Below are 16,128 nucleotides of genomic sequence, written 5' to 3'. Positions count from 1 at the left end.
ATCCTCAGCGCTTGGCGATGATATAGACCGCATGCACGATCCCTGGGATGTAGCCCAGCAGGGTCAGCAGTATGTTCAGCCAGAACGCCCCGCCAAACCCCACCTGCAGAAACACACCCAGCGGCGGCAGGATGATGGCGATGATGATGCGAATGAAGTCCATGCGGGTCTCTCCTGAAGGGGTTACATCAGAGACTAGCCACGCATCGCAGAGGTTCCACAGGCAAAAAAAAACGCCCCGGGCCAAATGAAACAGGCACGGGGCGATGCGCAGAAACGCCAGACGGTTCGTTGAATTCTTGATCAGGCCGGCATTTCGCGGCGGGCCTGTTGTTGCGCATGCAGGCGGGCAAAGGCCCGGGCCAGGCGCAGGAGCATTTCGTCGATGTTGCCCTTGCTCACGGTCAGCGCCGGCGAGAAGCGCACGACATCGGCCTGCGGCGCGTTCAACAGCAAACCTTCGTGCAAGGCAGCCTCGACCAGTTCCTTGGCCAGGCTTTCCTGCAACTGCAAGGCCCACAGCAGGCCCTGGCCACGCACTTCACCCTGGCCATAGCGGCCAGCCAGGCGGCTCAAGCCATCGCGCAGATGGCGACCGCTGTCTTGCACCTGCTCGAAGAAACCAGGCTCCAGCACGGTTTCCAACACGGCTAGGCCGGCGGCACTCATCAACGCATTGCCGTGATGGCTGCCCTCCAGTTCGCCAGGTTCGGCACAGCAGGCTGTGCCGCGAGCGAGCAGGGCCGCCAGCGGCACACCACCGCCCAGCCCCTTGCCGAGGGTGATGATGTCGGCGCGCACACCGTAGGTCTGTTCTGCCAGCAATGCCCCACAGCGGCCGATACCCGTCTGCACTTCGTCGAGAATCAGCAGGATGCCCAGTTCGCGGCAGAGCTTTTCCACACCCTGCAGGTACTCGCGCGTAGCCGGAATCACGCCTGCCTGGCCCTGGATTGGCTCGAGCATGATCGCCACGGTGCGCGAATCGACCTCGGCATGCAGCGCCGCCAGGTCGTTGAACGGCACCTTGCTGAACCCCGGCAGGCCCGGTTCGCAGCGGTTGCACGGCAGCGGGTCGGAGGCCGACAGCGCGCCCAGGCTACGGCCATGGCAAGCCTGGCTGGCGGTGATGATGTGGTACGCGCCATTACGGTTCAGCTGGCCCCACTTGCGCGCCAGCTTGATCGCCCCTTCACAGGCCTCGGCACCGCTGTTGAGCAGGTAGGCCTGGTCGCTGCCAGTGCTCTGGCACAGGCGGTTGACCAGCGCCAGCAGGCCACGGCTGTGATAGCCCGCACCCGGGTTGATCAGCGCCTGGGTCTGGTTGCCCAGCGCCTTGACCAGCGCCGTCGGGCTGTGCCCGAGGCTGTTGACCGCGCCGCCCTGGGTGAAATCCAGGTAGGCATGCCCTTCGTTGTCCCACAACCAGGAGCCTTGGCCACGCACAAACACTTGCGCCGCACGCTCGGCGCTCGGCATCAGACGTTCACGCGACAACTGCGGCGCATCCGCCACGATCACCGGTGCACGCTTGGGCTCGGCAACCGCGGCAGGGGCCGAACGGCGCAGGTTGAACAGGTTCATCGGGGCTCCAACCAATCACGGTAAAGGGCGGCCAGGGGTCCGGTCTTGCTGCCGGCGCTGGATGATTTTGCCTTGCCTATCAAAAGTGTTTTTCAAACGCGGTAACAATGAGCTGATTGATCGCTGTAACCCGTTGGAATACGGCGATAGACTAGGCTTCGGCAGCGTTCGCGGCCATTTCGTTTTCCCAGCTTTTTCGATAAGTATTACTTATGGATTTTCGCCAACTGCGTTATTTCGTCGCGGTGTATGAAGAAGGCCATGTTGGCCGCGCCGCCGAACGCCTGTCGCTGTCGCAACCGGCACTGTCACAGCAGATTCGCCAACTTGAACACAGCCTCGACCTCAGCCTGTTCGAGCGCAGCAACAAGCGCCTGCTGCCGACCCTGGCTGCACACACCCTGTACAACCATGCCCTGCCGCTGCTGGATGGCCTGCAGCGAGCCCATGAGGCCATGCGCAACTTCAAGGGCCAGTCATTGCGCACCCTGGCCATCGGCGTGCTGCAGACCGTGCGGCCAAGCCTGGTGCCACAGTTGCTGGAGCGTGTGCGCAAGGCCCAGCCGCATCTGGTGGTGCAAATCTATGAACTGTCGGGGCTGGAAATCGAACGGCGCCTGCTCAATGGCAACCTGGACATCGGCATCAGCTACCTGCCACCACGCCAGCCAGGGCTGCATGGCTCGCTGCTGTACGAAGACGAGTTGCAGGTTGTCATCCCGGCTACCCACCCCCTGAAGGACTTCAAGAAAGTCTCCATCAAGCAGGCCGCCGAATTACCCATGCTGATGCTGGGTGAGGAATTCCAGATCCGCCAGATCTGGAAGGAGCAACTGGCCGCACAGGGCCGCCGCCCGCAGGTGCAAGCCGAAATGAACAACATGGCGGGGATTCTCGACAGCCTGGCACACACCTCGTTGGCGACCATCCTGCCAGGGCGGGCCAAGGATGCCGCCGAAGATGACCAGGGTTTGCTGTGGAAACCACTGAGTGAGCCGCGTGTGCCGCTCAAGGTCGGCCTGGTGTTCCGTGATGCCCAGCGCCAGCAGGCGTCGGTGGAGCTGCTGCGCACGCTGCTGGAAGAAGAGACTGACGCCCGGCAGTTGGGCACCACGCCGCTGGATGTGCTTGGCTGAAAAACACGCAGACGAAGAAAACCCCGCCGAAGCGGGGTTCTCTAGACTGTTTCCCTATGACATCCCTATCGCCCCGCCATCCTGGCAGGAAATCCTTCGTGTCCCTGTTCTGTCCTTTGCGCTTCCTGCGCAACGTCCATGTAGAAAGATTAACCGTGGATCCAATCTGACACCAGTGGCGAAAAGTCACCACGTCATGTAGGAAAAGGCTTACAAGACGTAGTCATTGGCAAACATTTCACACAATCAGAATTGCTCGGCATCAAGCAAGTACAACGACTCGCTGCCCGCCTTCACCGAAGCCACCAGCGAGCTCACCCGCGGCAACAGCCGTGCGAAGTAGAACCGTGCCGTGCCCAGCTTGGCCGAATAGAACGCCTCGTCGCCCTCGCCCGACTTCGCCGCACGCGCCATCAATGCCCACATGTAGGCATAGGCGACGTAGCCAAAGGCATGCAGGTACTCGACCGACGCGGCACCGATTTCATTCTGGTTGCCCTTCGCCTGCTCCAGCACCCATTCGGTGAGCCCGTCGAGCTGATCCAGGTAGGCGCCCAGCGGCTTGGTGAACTCGTCCAGCTGGCCATCAGTACTGGCAATGAACTGGCGAATCTCGTCAGAGAACAGCTTGTAGTACGCCCCGCCGCTGGCCACCACCTTGCGCCCCATGAGGTCCAGCGCCTGGATACCGTTGGTGCCTTCGTAGATCTGGGTAATACGCACATCGCGCACCAGCTGCTCCTGGCCCCACTCGCGAATGTAGCCGTGGCCACCGAATACCTGCTGGCCGTGCACCGTGCACTCCAGGCCAAGGTCGGTGAGGAACGCCTTGGCCACCGGGGTCAGCAGCGCCACCAGCTCTTCGCTGCGCTTGCGCGTGGCCGGGTCTTCGCTGTACTTGGCGCTGTCGAGCTGCATCGCCACATAGGTGGAGAAGGCACGACCACCCTCGATCAGCGCCTTCATGGTCAGCAGCATGCGCCGCACATCAGGGTGGACGATGATCGGGTCGGCGGCCTTGTCCTTGGCTTGCGGCCCTGTCGGGGCGCGGCTTTGCAGGCGATCACGGGCGTATTCCACAGCGTTCTGGTAGGAGCGCTCGGCCGACGCCAGGCCCTGGATGCCCACGCCCAGGCGTTCGTAGTTCATCATGGTGAACATGGCCGCCAGGCCCTTGTTCGGCTCGCCGACGATGTAGCCGACTGCCTCGTCGAAGTTCATCACGCAGGTAGCCGAAGCCTGGATGCCCATCTTGTGCTCGATCGAGCCACAGGTGGCCGGGTTGCGCGCACCGAGGCTACCGTCTTCGTTGACCAGGAACTTCGGCACCAGGAACAGCGAGATGCCTTTGGGCCCCGCCGGTGCATCCGGCAGCTTGGCCAGCACCAGGTGAATGATGTTCTCGGTCAGGTCATGCTCGCCGCCGGTGATGAAAATCTTGGTGCCGCTGACCTTGTAGCTGCCATCGGCCTGGGGCTCGGCCTTGGTGCGGATGATGCCCAGGTCGGTACCGGCGTGCGGTTCGGTCAGGCACATGGAGCCGGCCCAGACGCCGGCATACATGTTCGGCAGGTACTTTTCCTTCAACGCGTCACTGGCATGGGCGTTGATCGACAGGCAGGCGCCAGCGGTCAGCATCGGATACAAGCCGAAGGACAGGCTTGAGGCGTTGACCATTTCCTCGACCTGGGCCGAGATCGCCTTGGGCATGCCCATACCACCGAATTGCGGGTCACCGCCCACGCCCACCCAACCGCCTTCGGCGTAGGTGTTGTAGGCCTCGATGAAGCCGGCGGGGGTGCGCACGGCACCGTTGTCCCAGTGGCAGCCTTCTTCGTCGGCGGCGCGGCTGAGCGGGGCGATGCGCTTGCTGGTGACCTTGCCGGCTTCTTCCAGCACCGCCATGGCGGTGTCCGCGTCGACCGCCTCGGCCAGTTCGGGCAGCTGCGCCCACAACTCGGCCACATTGAAGACTTCATTCAGTACGAAGCGCATGTCGCGCAGGGGCGCTTTATAGTCAGCCATGACAACCTCTCGCTGGTCGGGTCGGGGCGGCCACACGGACCGCGGCACGGGGTTCGTAAAAAAAACAACCCGGGGTTGAATCCAGTGTAACCGAACAACTTTTGCGAGACATAGGGTCATCACGCGACCATACAGTCTACTTTGGTCACGCCATACGCACGGCCCCGCGCTGGGATTGTTGACCATAGACCATGACACAGTTGCGCCCCGCCCCCTTGGCACTGTAAAGCGCCTGGTCGGCGGACTTGAGCACTTCTTCCGGGTTGCGATGGTCGACCTGGCGCTCGGCCACGCCGATGCTGATGGTCACCGATACCGTACCGCTGGCGCCGCCACTGCGGCGCTGACGCCCGGCTGAATCGTCCTGCGGGCGGCTGTTCTGGTCACGCAGGTGCATGGTGTAGTTGGCGATCATCTCGCGCACTGCTTCCACATGCGGCACGCACTCTTCGGCGGTCTTGCCGGCGAACACCAGGGCGAATTCCTCACCACCGTAGCGATAGGCGCGGCCACCACCGGTAACCTTGGACAACCGGCTGGCGACCAGCCGCAGCACCTGGTCACCGACATCGTGGCCATGGGTGTCGTTGAATTTCTTGAAGTGATCGACGTCAGTCATGGCAATCACGTAGTTGCGGCCCAGGCGCTGCATGCGCTCGTTCAACGCACGGCGCCCCGGCAATCCGGTGAGTTCGTCACGGAAGGCCATCTGGTAGGCCTCGTGCGATACCGCAGCAGCAATCATCAGCATCACCTGGCTGCACATGATGTTCAAGGTGAAGGGCAGGATGAAGGTCTTGGGCAGCATCCAGAAGATGCCGACCAGGCCGATCAGCTGCGCCGCATGCAAAGGCCGGGGCTCACGCAGGTATTGCACGACCAGCAGAACAAACACCACGAAGAACACCGGGTAGACCATCTGGATCAGGCTCATCCACTGGCCATGCAGCGACGGCCAGCGGATCTCCGCCAACCAGGTCAGCAGCGCCTGCGGGAAGCTCTGCTCCAGGGCCACGGCCACGCTGCCGACAGCGAACAGTACGGCGAAGCGGGCCAGCAGATCCTGGGCCAGGTGGGTACGCTCCTGCCAGGCGCCGAACAGCCCGTACAACGCGGGCAGCAGCAGGCACACCAGATGGAAGATCACCGCCGCATCCTCGCGCACGCGGCCGTTGTCACGATAGAAATCGGTCTGCGTGTCGAGCAGGAAATAGGCGATGTACACCGTGACCATCAGGAACAGCTCACGCTGGCGGCGATACACGGCGCAGTAGGCGCCGCCCAGCAGCAGGACCAGGGTGGGGAGGACGTTGAACAGTGATGTGAAGAAGACGCTGAGGTCTCTTACATAAGCCGCCGCAAGCCCGGCCAGCAGCAAAAAAAGCGAAGGCAGGAAATGGCTCGCGCGAACAGCGTTTAGACGAAACAAGGGTAATCTCCGACCCGGCAGATCAATAATAGCATTGTGCCTCTACTTCATCGGCAGCACACGTGAATAGATGAGTACACCGGTGTGTGTTAACGGCAGTGGGAGTGGAGGGCTTGAGCTTTTCTTGTAACGGCATCTTTGCGGGTTACTGAAAAAGAGCGTCACTGGCATCCATCAGACGCCAGTGACGCAAAGGGCAAGAGCGCTACAAGTCGTTGTTGTAGGGCAGCAGTGGCCCCTGCGCAGTGGAGCGACCTGAGGCACCCACGGCATTGAGCTGGAACTCGGCGTCCAGCGCTTGCCGAGAGGTGATCTGTGCGCTGGCCGGTTTTTGCCCGACCGAGTTTTCATCGCCCTTCTCACCCTGTGGCAGCACCAGCGACGGGTGATCGAACGGTGCCCGTTCCCAGGCGACGCGTGGATCGGTCAGGCCGACTTCCATGAACTTGACCAGTGCATCCACTTCATCCGGCGTCAGGTTCAGCGGGGTCATGTCCGGATCGAGGTTGGAGCCGTTGTGCTGGTTGACTGCCGGGTGCTCGAAGCCACTGGTGTTGCTGGCGTCCTCGCCACGCCGGTCACCGCCGCGGTTGTAGAACTCCATCACCTGCTGCAGCGTTGCCCGGCTGCCGTTGTGGAAGTACGGCCCGGTCAAGGCGATGTTGCGCAGGGTCGGGGTCTTGAAGGCGCCATCGACCGAGTCGCGGAAGCCGACACTGGGCTTGAGTGTCGGGTCGCAGGGGATCGCTGCGCTCAGCGGCACTTCGAAGGTGCACACATCGACATCCAATGGGTCAGGGATATTCCCGCCTTGCAGCTGGGTGTTGTATTCGCGGGTGAAGGACAGTGGGTTGCCCCAGGCGTCCGAGCCTCCCAGCGCCAGGTCCTCGAAGGTCGGGCGCACACCGGTGTTGTAGAACCCGTTGTCGTAGAGCGTGGTCAGGCCGTCGGCCATGACCATGCGCTCGATGCGCTCACGAGGCTGGAACAGCAGCCTGCTGCCGGCGTTGGTCAACTCCGCGCCACCATGGCAGCTGACACATTTGCCCTTGCCCAGGAACAGCTCCATGCCTTGCACCTGCTGGGCGCTCATGGCGGTGTGATCGCCCTGCAGATAGGCATCCAGCGGTGCCTGGTCGGAGATCAGCGTCGACTCGTACATCTGGATCGCCAGCCCGAAGAACAACGGGAAGTTTGCCTCCATCTGGCTGTAGGGCTCGCTGCCCAGCAAGACCTGTTGGGTGGCATTCCACAGGCGGGGCTGGAAGGCGTTCTTGATCAGTTCGCGATAGGTCGGCCGGCGGGCACTGGAGACTGGCCCAAGCACCGAGTCGGTAGGCGAAATCTTCTGCCCCTTGAGCATCATGGTGTCGAGCATGCGCCGGCCAATGTCGGCGAAGGTGCGCCCGCCACAGGACATTTCCACCGCGCTGCCGGGAGGCCCGACGGCTTGCGAGGCAGCCGAGGCATCCTTGAGGGCCAGGCGCACCTTGACCGCCACGCCACTGGCATCCTTGGTCACGAAGATCCCTGCATCCGGGTCGCGGTTACCGAACGGCGAGAGGCCGTTGAATATGTTGTTGGCCCGACCATCCCAGAAGTTGCGCACGTTGAATGCCGCGTTGATCACCGACGGCGCATTGCGCCCGGTGGCGCGGCGCACGTTGATGCCGCCCACCTGGAAAATACCATCCGGTTGCTGGGTACATTTGTCGAAGCGCGACTGACGGGGTTTGACGAAGTTGGCGTCGAACACACCTTGCGAGCCGATGACGTCATCGCTCGAATAGACGATCGCCGAGTTGCGATCCAGAGGGTTGGCCAGCACGTGAGTCGGGAAGTCGCCTTTTTTCAACGTGTAGTTCGGGCCGCCCTTGCCACCGGAGCGTGTGGCGTAGCTCGGCACGTCGCCGGGGATGTCGGCGGCCGTGAACGGCTTGTTGAAGATCGACGCTACGTTGGCATTGGTATTGGCCTGGCCTGGGTTGATCTGGTTGGTGACCCGGTGATCGACACCCGCGTGATAATGGCACGACGCGCAGGCGGTGGCGCCGTCACTGCCGATCGCCATGTCCCAGAACAGGGCCTTGCCCAGGAGCACCACCGCCCCGCGATTGATCACGTAATCGGACATCAGGTCGACCTTGCGGCCACCTTCGGTACCTGAAGGGTCCGGCGGCGTCATGCCTCGCAGTGAGTGCAGGCTGGGGACATCCGGCACGACCGGTACGGTCCCGGCCGGGTCCGCGGCCCGAACGCTGGTCAAAGGAAGGCCGGCGGCGAGTGTCATCGCTATCGCACAGGCCAGGCGGGGGATTCGCAAGTTACTCAGATAGTCGACCATGATGGACTTCCCGACGGCTCAGGTTTTTCAGGCTGATCGTTCACGCAAGCAAGTGCGCTTAATGCCACCATAGCTGTAACAAAGTATTTCAGCATGAAACATCTAATTATTTTTTATACCGGTTTATTTAGGCACTCATATCAATAACTGCTGACACCCAAACTGCCTCAGTTCCGGTGTAATTTCGCCCCCACAAGTGGGGAGCATCCCCCAAAACTTCCCACACGAAGCGTTCACAAACCCAACGAAAGGCCCGGCCTAGAAGCATCCAGCACGACAACTGCGAGCAGGCAAAACCTGGCAATGTATTTGCAATATCAGACTGAACGGGAGAGCAATAGTTAGCGAAACCTGAAATCCCGACAAAGCCAACGCCCACAAATAATGGCACCTGCGCGCACCCGAAAGTTGCGCTGCGCCAGCTATGCTTAATTGAAGATACGGAAGCAGAAAGATTAATTAAAACAGGTGAAGTTAAAAATCAAAGCAAAATAAACGCCGCTCACTAGGAGCGGCGTTTTCTTCGGTACCTCACCAGGGCTTAGTAACCCAGAGAGAAGTCTTCTTCCTTCATGTCCATCAGGTTGTTGGCGCCCGACAGCATGGTGGCCACGTGAGTGCGGGTACGCGGCAGGATGCGCTGGAAGTAGAAGCGCGCGGTTTGCAGCTTGGCAGTGTAGAAAGCCTCTTCGCTGGTGCCGGCTGCCAGTTTTTCAGCCGCCAGGCGGGCGATGTCAGCCCAGAAGTAGGCCAGGCACGCATAACCGGAATACATCAGGTAATCCACCGAGGCGGCGCCGACTTCCTCGCGGTCCTTCATCGCGGCCATGCCCACTTTCATGGTCAGCTCGCCCCACTCCTTGTTCAGCGCAGCCAATGGCTCGACGAACTCCTTGACCGCGTCATTGCCTTCCTGCGCCTGGCAGAACTTGTGCACGATCTTGGTGAAGCCCTTGAGCGCTTCGCCCTGGGTCATCAGCACCTTGCGGCCCAGCAGGTCGAGGGCCTGGATGCCGGTGGTGCCTTCGTACAGCATGGAGATGCGGCTGTCGCGCACGTTCTGCTCCATGCCCCACTCGGCGATGAAGCCGTGGCCGCCGTAGATCTGCACGCCATGGTTGGCGGCCTCGAAGCCGACCTCGGTCATGAACGCCTTGGCGATCGGGGTCAGGAAGGCCAGCAGGGCGTCGGCCTTCTTGCGCTCTTCCTCGTCCTGGCTGTACTTGACGATGTCCACCTGCTTGGCGGTGAAGTACACCATCGCACGGTTGCCTTCAGCGAAGGCCTTCATGGTCAGCAGCATGCGACGCACGTCCGGGTGGACGATGATCGGGTCAGCGGCCTTGTCGGGTGCTTTCGGGCCGGTCAGCGAGCGCATCTGCAGGCGCTCACGGGCGTATTTCAGGCCGCCCTGGAACGCCACTTCGGCGTGGGCCAGGCCTTGCAGCGCGGTACCCAGACGTGCGGTGTTCATGAAGGTGAACATGCAGTTCAGGCCTTTGTTGGCCGGGCCGATCAGGTAGCCGGTGGCACCGTCGAAGTTCATCACGCAGGTGGCGTTGCCGTGGATGCCCATCTTGTGCTCGATCGAGCCACAGCTCACGCCGTTGCGCTCACCCACGCCGCCGTCGGCGTTGGGCAGGAACTTCGGCACGATGAACAGGGAAATACCCTTGGTGCCCGCTGGGGCATCCGGCAGACGCGCCAGCACGATGTGGACGATGTTGTCGGCCATGTCGTGTTCGCCGGCCGAGATGAAGATCTTGGTGCCGGACACTTTGTAGCTGCCGTCGGCCTGGGGCTCGGCCTTGGTGCGCAGCATGCCCAGGTCGGTACCGCAGTGGGGCTCGGTCAGGCACATGGTGCCGGTCCATTCGCCAGACACCAGCTTGGTCAGGTAGGTGTGCTGTTGCTCGGCAGTGCCGTGGGCGGAGATGGTGTTCATCGCGCCGTGGGACAGGCCTGGGTACATGCCCCACGACCAGTTCGAACCACCGACCATTTCGCTCAGGGCCAGGCCCAGCGACTCCGGCAGGCCCTGGCCGCCGTGCTCGACGTCATGCGCCAGGCTAGGCCAGCCACCTTCGACGAACTGCTGGTAGGCCTCCTTGAAACCGGTCGGGGTCTTCACGCCCGACTCGCTCCAGGTGCAGCCTTCCTGGTCACCGACGCGGTTCAGCGGCGACAGCACCTGCTCACAGAACTTCGCGCCTTCTTCCAGGATCGCGTCGACCATGTCGGGTGTGGCGTCCTGGCAACCCGGCAGGCTCTGATAGTGCGCCTCGTAGCCGAGCAGCTCGTCGCGGACGAAACGAATATCACGCAAGGGGGCTTTGTAATCAGGCATTGCGATGAACCTCTGTGATGAGTTCGGTAGGGGACCGCTGATACCGACCAGCTCTTGTCGGCTTTCGGTCAAACAGTTGTTTGAAACTTACGTTTAGGACCGCCCGATGTCAAGGAGGGACTATGGTGCCATTTACGCCGCGAAAGATGGCGTTTGTGCCATTGCATGAAATCGCAGGCAGAAACGACTGTGGGAGCGGGTTTACCCGCGAAAGGGCCAGCCCAGACACCAGAGATGTCTGAGCTGACGCATTCGCGGGTAAACCCGCTCCCACAGGGCTCGCCAGGGAGGCTGGAATCAGGCGTAGGTGTCGATGAACCGCCCGAGCATTTCGTCGGAAGCCTTGGCCACCTTTGCAACCAGTTCGACCTCGGTCTTGCCCAGGGCCAATTGCACGGTGCTGGTTGCCAGGTCCATCTGCTGGCTGCGGTCGACCCCGCGCAGGCGCTCGGCCTGGAAGTCGCTGGACTGGCTGGTGGCGGCGCGCTCGACCGAAGCATTGGCGATCTGGCCGGCGGCCTGATCGACGCGGTTCTGGCCGTTGTAGATGGCGTTGAGGCCCGCGTAGTACGCGGTGCTGCCGGTGATTTCCATGTCAGAACTCCAATGACGCTGGATGTGAACAAGGGCAATTAAAGCAGGCCGAAGGCGAAAAGGCCCGTTTAAATCCCTAATGGCTCAGTGCCACTTGATAGGCCACGGGCATATCTGCCCACGCTCAATCCAGCAAGTCGAGTTGCAAATGCTCCGCCACCGCATCCGCCGTTGCCTGCTTGAGCTTCGGCACCCGCCCCAGGCACGGCGCAGGTAAACGCTCCGCCAGGCTGGCCAGGTTTTCCTCCAGCCGCGAAGTCCGCGGTTCGATGATATTCGCCACCCAGCCCGCCAGTTGCAGGCCGTCGCGGGCAATCGCCTCGGCACTGAGCAGCGCATGGTTGATGCAACCCAGGCGTACCCCGACCACCAGAATCACCGGCAGCTTGAGGGCAATCGCCAGGTCCGACAGGTTGGCATGGTTGGACAATGGCACGCGCCAACCCCCCGCGCCTTCGACCAGGGTGAAGTCTGCCCGCTGGTCCAGCACATGGCGCATGGCCTTTGACAACACAGCGACTTCCAGGGCAACACCCGCTTCCCGGGCAGCCACATGCGGCGCTATAGCCGGCTCGAAGGCAAACGGGTTGACCTCCTCGTAGGCGAGCTTGATCGAACTTTCGTCGATCAACGCCTGGGCGTCGCTGTTGCGCAGGCCCTTGGAGGTCATCGTGCAACCCGAAGCCACCGGCTTCGCACCCAAGGTGCTCAGCCCCTGCAACCGTGCCGCATGCAGCAGCCCGGCAGCGATGGTGGTCTTGCCGACATCGGTGTCGGTCCCGGCAATGAAATAGGCCTGGCTCATGTCGCTCCTCTCATGCCTGTGGCTTGCGCAGCACACCATAGACCACCTGATAGGTGGCGGGCAGCCCCTGGGGCTGGCGAAACGCTTCGTAGGCCTGCAACAGGCCTTGCATACGCGCGCGACCGGTCAGGCCGGCAGGCCGCCCGGGGTTGAGATTGTGAGCACCGAGCGCCTTGAGTTCATGGGTCAGGCTACGCACATCGGGGTAGTGCAGCACATGGGCCTGGCGCTGCACGCTGACCTGGGCGAGGCCACTGGCAGCACACAGGCGCTGGTAGTCTTCGAACCTGCGGAAGCGATTGACATGCACCATGCCATCAACCGCCTGCCAGCTGGCGCGCAACTCATCGAGCGTACCGACGCACAGGCTGCTGAAGGCCAGCACCCCGCCCGGGCGCAATACTCGCCGAGCCTCCTCCAGCACGCTGGCGAACTGACCACACCACTGCACCGCGAGGCTGGTGAACACCAGGTCGACACAGCCATCACGCAGCGGCAGGCGCTCGGCATCGCCGGCCACGTGATACTGCGCCCCACCCTGTTCGCCACGCGCGTGGCACAGCATGCCTTCGGCAATATCCACGGCAACGCCGGTGGCCTGGGCAAAGCGCTCGCCCAGCACTCGGCTGAAATGCCCTGTGCCACTGCCAAGGTCCAGCCAGCGCGTCGGTGCCACATCATCCGGCAACTGCTCCAGCAGGCTCACGCCCACCGCACGCTGCAAGGCCGCAACACTGTCGTAGCTGGCTGCCGCACGGGAGAACGAGGCGGCCACCTGGCGCTTGTCCGGTAGCGCGCCGGGCAGGGTTGGACGGGAAAGGTCAGTCATCGCCACTCTCATGCAGAAAACTCTTGATGCCCGCCGCCAGCTCCTGTGGATACTCCAGCAGGAAGGCGTGGGAACTGTCTTCGACCAGGCCGACTTCCACGTCAGGCAGCAGCTCGCTCAGCGCTTTGGCCGCCTCTGCCGGCACCAGCGCATCGCTGCCGGCGAACAGGTGCAACTGCGGGCCGCCATAGGCCTGCAGGGCCTCACGGGTGTCGAGCCTGGCCAGCACTTCAAGGCCGGTGGCCAGGTACAGCGGGTCGGTATTTGGCACGCCGACACCCAGTTGCCGCAGCAGCGTGCGAGGTTGCAGGGCACCGTCGCTGCACAGGGTACGGAAGCGCTTGAGGGTCACCGAGGTGTGGCTGCGGCAACCATCGAGAAACGTGCCGAAGGTATCCTCGGCCATGCCATGGGGCCAATCGGCGCGAGCCACAAAGCTGGGGTTGCTGCCCAACGTCAGCAGGCCGCAACAGTGGTCGCCACGCTTGCGCGCCAGTTCGCTGGCGAGCATGCCGCCGAGCGACCAGCCGCCCAGCCAGGCATCACTGGGCAATTTGCGATCAAGGTAGTCCACCCAGGCTTGCACGTCGGCATCGGCCAGTTCCGGCAGGGGCATCAGTTCGACCTGCAGGCGTGCGTCCTGCGCCCGCAGGCTGGCGGCGAGCGGTTCGAGGGCGGCGGTGCCCAACCCCCAACCGGGAAGAAGGATCAAACGGTTACGCATCGGCGGCCTCCAGCTGTGGATAACACTCGGCCAATGCATTCAACAATAGCTGCACCTGCGCCTCGCTGTGCGCCGCGCTCAGGGTGACCCGCAGGCGGGCGCTGCCGGCAGGTACGGTTGGTGGGCGGATTGCGGTCACCAGCAGGCCACGGTCACGCAGCATGCGCGACAGCTTGAGGGCCTGGGCACTGTCGCCGATCAGGATCGGCTGAATTGGCGTCGGGCTGTCCATCAACTGCAGGCCGATTTGCGAGGCGCCCTGGCGGAACTGGCGGATCAGCGCAGCCAGGTGCTCGCGGCGCCAGGTTTCACGGCGCAGCAGTTCCAGGCTCTTGAGCGTGGCGCAGGCCAGCGCTGGCGGCTGACTGGTGGTGTAGATGTAGGGCCGGGCGAACTGCACCAACGCTTCGATCAGCTCTTCGCTGCCGGCGACGAAAGCGCCAGCAGTGCCACAGGCTTTGCCCAGGGTGCCGATCAGCACCGGCACGTCGTCGATACCCAGGCCGAAATGCTCGACGATGCCGCCGCCTTGCGTACCCAAGGTGCCCAGGCCATGGGCGTCGTCAACCATCAACCAGGCACCGCGGGCGCGGGCCACAGCGGCCAGAGCCGGCAGATCGGCGAGGTCGCCGTCCATGCTGAAAACACCGTCAGTGACCACCAAGGTGTTGCCAGTTGCCTTGTCCAAACGGCTGGCCAGGCTGGCAGCGTCGTTGTGCAGGTAGCGGTTGAAACGGGCACCACTGAGCAATCCACCGTCGAGCAGCGAGGCGTGGTTGAGGCGGTCCTGCAGCACGGTGTCGCCCTGCCCCACCAGCGCGGTGATGGCGCCAAGGTTGGCCATGTAGCCAGTGGAAAACAGCAGCGCGCGCGGGCGACCGGTCAGGTCGGCCAGCGCCTCTTCGACGGCATGGTGCGGCGAGCTGTGGCCGATCACCAGGTGCGAGGCGCCGCCACCGACACCCCAGCGCTCGGCACCGGCCTGCCAGGCGGCAATCACTTCAGGGTGGTTGGCCAGCCCCAGGTAGTCATTGCTGCAGAAGGCCAGCAGGCGCTGGCCGTCGACCACGACTTCAGGCCCTTGCGGGCTTTCCAGCAATGGCCGCTGCCGATACAGGTCTGCGGCGCGCCGTTCGGCCAGGCGCGCCGCCAGGTCGAAGGCCATCTCAGGCAGACGCGGCGTCGTAGAACAGCTCGCTGCTGCGTTGCTCGACCAAGGCCTGCTCGATGGCCGCCTGGTGCACTTCGTCGGCATGCTCTTCACGCGCTTCGGGCTTGATGCCCAGGCGGGCGAACAGCTGCATGTCCTTGTCGGCCTGCGGGTTGGCGGTGGTCAGCAGTTTCTCGCCGTAGAAGATCGAGTTGGCGCCAGCCATGAAGGCCAGGGCCTGCATCTGCTCGTTCATCTGCTCACGGCCGGCGGACAGGCGCACGTGCGACTTGGGCATGAGGATACGGGCGACTGCCAGCATGCGGATGAAGTCGAACGGGTCGACGTCCTCTTCCTCGGCCAGCGGGGTACCGGCGACCTTGACCAGCATGTTGATCGGCACCGATTCCGGGTGCTCGGGCAGGTTGGCCAGCTGGATCAAGAGGCCTGCGCGGTCGTCCAGCGACTCGCCCATGCCAAGGATGCCGCCAGAGCAGATCTTCATCCCGGCGTCGCGCACGTAGGCCAGGGTCTGCAGGCGCTCGCCGTAGGTACGGGTGGTGATGATGCTGCCGTAGAACTCAGGCGAGGTGTCAAGGTTGTGGTTGTAGTAGTCCAGGCCGGCCTGGGCCAGCGCCACGGTCTGATCCTGGTCGAGCTTGCCGAGGGTCATGCAGGTTTCCAGGCCCATGGCCTTCACGCCTTTGACCATTTCCAGCACATAGGGCATGTCCTTGGCCGACGGGTGTTTCCAGGCTGCGCCCATGCAGAAGCGGGTGGAGCCGATGGCTTTGGCGCGCGCGGCCTCCTCAAGCACCTTCTGCACTTCCATCAGTTTCTGTTTTTCCAGCCCGGTGTTGTAGTGGCCGGACTGCGGACAATATTTGCAATCTTCCGGGCAGGCGCCGGTCTTGATCGACAGCAGTGTCGAAACCTGTACGCGGTTCGGGTCGAAATGCGCGCGATGCACGGTCTGCGCCTGGAACAGCAGGTCATTGAAGGGCTGCTGGAACAGTGCCTTGACTTCAGGCAGGGACCAGTCGTGACGTGTTGTTGCAGTTGTGCTGGCGCTCATCGGCGTTTCCTTGTTTAGGCTGTAACTGGCGCCGAGGCACAAGTGCCCGCCAGCGCATCACGGATAGCTCGCATAGTCATGGAAGG

Annotated in this window: 13 protein-coding genes; 1 reads left to right on the top strand and 12 read right to left on the bottom strand. The window is 62.9% G+C overall.

Going from position 1 to position 16,128, the window contains the following annotated elements:
* Positions 1 to 4: 4 nt before the first annotated feature.
* The gene (locus F6X59_RS21225; RefSeq protein ID WP_009681539.1) at positions 5 to 163 is read right to left on the bottom strand and encodes a YqaE/Pmp3 family membrane protein; all 159 of its coding nucleotides are present in this window, start codon (positions 161 to 163) and stop codon (positions 5 to 7) included.
* Positions 164 to 303: 140 nt separating this feature from the next.
* Positions 304 to 1,584, bottom strand: coding sequence for an aspartate aminotransferase family protein (locus F6X59_RS21220; RefSeq protein ID WP_152957975.1), 1,281 nt, complete (start codon positions 1,582 to 1,584; stop codon positions 304 to 306).
* Between the two features lie 212 nt (positions 1,585 to 1,796).
* On the opposite strand from F6X59_RS21220, the gene F6X59_RS21215 reads away from it, so the two are divergent.
* The gene (locus tag F6X59_RS21215; protein ID WP_152957974.1) at positions 1,797 to 2,720 is read left to right on the top strand and encodes a LysR family transcriptional regulator; all 924 of its coding nucleotides are present in this window, start codon (positions 1,797 to 1,799) and stop codon (positions 2,718 to 2,720) included.
* Between the two features lie 246 nt (positions 2,721 to 2,966).
* Here F6X59_RS21215 and F6X59_RS21210 read toward each other — a convergent pair whose 3' ends face one another.
* The 10 genes from F6X59_RS21210 to bioB all read right to left on the bottom strand — a co-directional run bounded on the left by F6X59_RS21210 (position 2,967) and on the right by bioB (position 16,042).
* Positions 2,967 to 4,745 (bottom strand): acyl-CoA dehydrogenase C-terminal domain-containing protein, encoded by a 1,779-nt coding sequence (locus tag F6X59_RS21210; protein WP_152957973.1) that lies wholly within the window; start codon positions 4,743 to 4,745, stop codon positions 2,967 to 2,969.
* 145 nt (positions 4,746 to 4,890) lie between these two features.
* Positions 4,891 to 6,174, bottom strand: coding sequence for a diguanylate cyclase (locus F6X59_RS21205; RefSeq protein WP_152957972.1), 1,284 nt, complete (start codon positions 6,172 to 6,174; stop codon positions 4,891 to 4,893).
* A 205-nt stretch (positions 6,175 to 6,379) separates the two neighbouring features.
* Positions 6,380 to 8,518 (bottom strand): cytochrome-c peroxidase, encoded by a 2,139-nt coding sequence (locus F6X59_RS21200; protein WP_152957971.1) that lies wholly within the window; start codon positions 8,516 to 8,518, stop codon positions 6,380 to 6,382.
* 541 nt (positions 8,519 to 9,059) lie between these two features.
* Positions 9,060 to 10,865 carry a phenylacyl-CoA dehydrogenase gene (locus F6X59_RS21195; RefSeq protein WP_152957970.1) on the bottom strand — a complete coding sequence of 602 codons (1,806 nt, stop codon included), beginning with the start codon at positions 10,863 to 10,865 and terminating at the stop codon, positions 9,060 to 9,062.
* Between the two features lie 297 nt (positions 10,866 to 11,162).
* Positions 11,163 to 11,459 carry a pyrroloquinoline quinone biosynthesis protein PqqE gene (locus F6X59_RS21190; RefSeq protein ID WP_152957969.1) on the bottom strand — a complete coding sequence of 99 codons (297 nt, stop codon included), beginning with the start codon at positions 11,457 to 11,459 and terminating at the stop codon, positions 11,163 to 11,165.
* A 124-nt stretch (positions 11,460 to 11,583) separates the two neighbouring features.
* Positions 11,584 to 12,264: a dethiobiotin synthase gene (gene bioD / locus F6X59_RS21185; RefSeq protein WP_152957968.1), complete on the bottom strand. Its 681-nt coding sequence runs from the start codon at positions 12,262 to 12,264 to the stop codon at positions 11,584 to 11,586.
* Between the two features lie 10 nt (positions 12,265 to 12,274).
* A complete protein-coding gene (gene bioC, locus F6X59_RS21180) occupies positions 12,275 to 13,093 on the bottom strand; it encodes a malonyl-ACP O-methyltransferase BioC (protein WP_152957967.1) in 819 nt (272 codons plus the stop codon).
* Positions 13,086 to 13,817: an alpha/beta fold hydrolase gene (locus F6X59_RS21175; protein ID WP_152957966.1), complete on the bottom strand. Its 732-nt coding sequence runs from the start codon at positions 13,815 to 13,817 to the stop codon at positions 13,086 to 13,088. The genes bioC and F6X59_RS21175 overlap by 8 nt, the downstream gene beginning before the upstream one ends.
* Complete coding sequence (bioF, locus tag F6X59_RS21170; protein ID WP_152957965.1) at positions 13,810 to 14,982, bottom strand: 8-amino-7-oxononanoate synthase; 1,173 nt, start codon at positions 14,980 to 14,982, stop codon at positions 13,810 to 13,812. The genes F6X59_RS21175 and bioF overlap by 8 nt, the downstream gene beginning before the upstream one ends.
* Position 14,983: 1 nt before the next feature.
* Positions 14,984 to 16,042, bottom strand: a complete 1,059-nt coding sequence (gene bioB / locus F6X59_RS21165) for a biotin synthase BioB (protein ID WP_152957964.1) — start codon at positions 16,040 to 16,042, stop codon at positions 14,984 to 14,986.
* Positions 16,043 to 16,128 lie beyond the last annotated feature (86 nt).

Source organism: Pseudomonas sp. MN1F (genome assembly GCF_009391885.1).
Classification (GTDB): Bacteria; Pseudomonadota; Gammaproteobacteria; order Pseudomonadales; family Pseudomonadaceae; genus Aquipseudomonas.
This window is presented reverse-complemented; position numbering and strand designations above follow the sequence as displayed.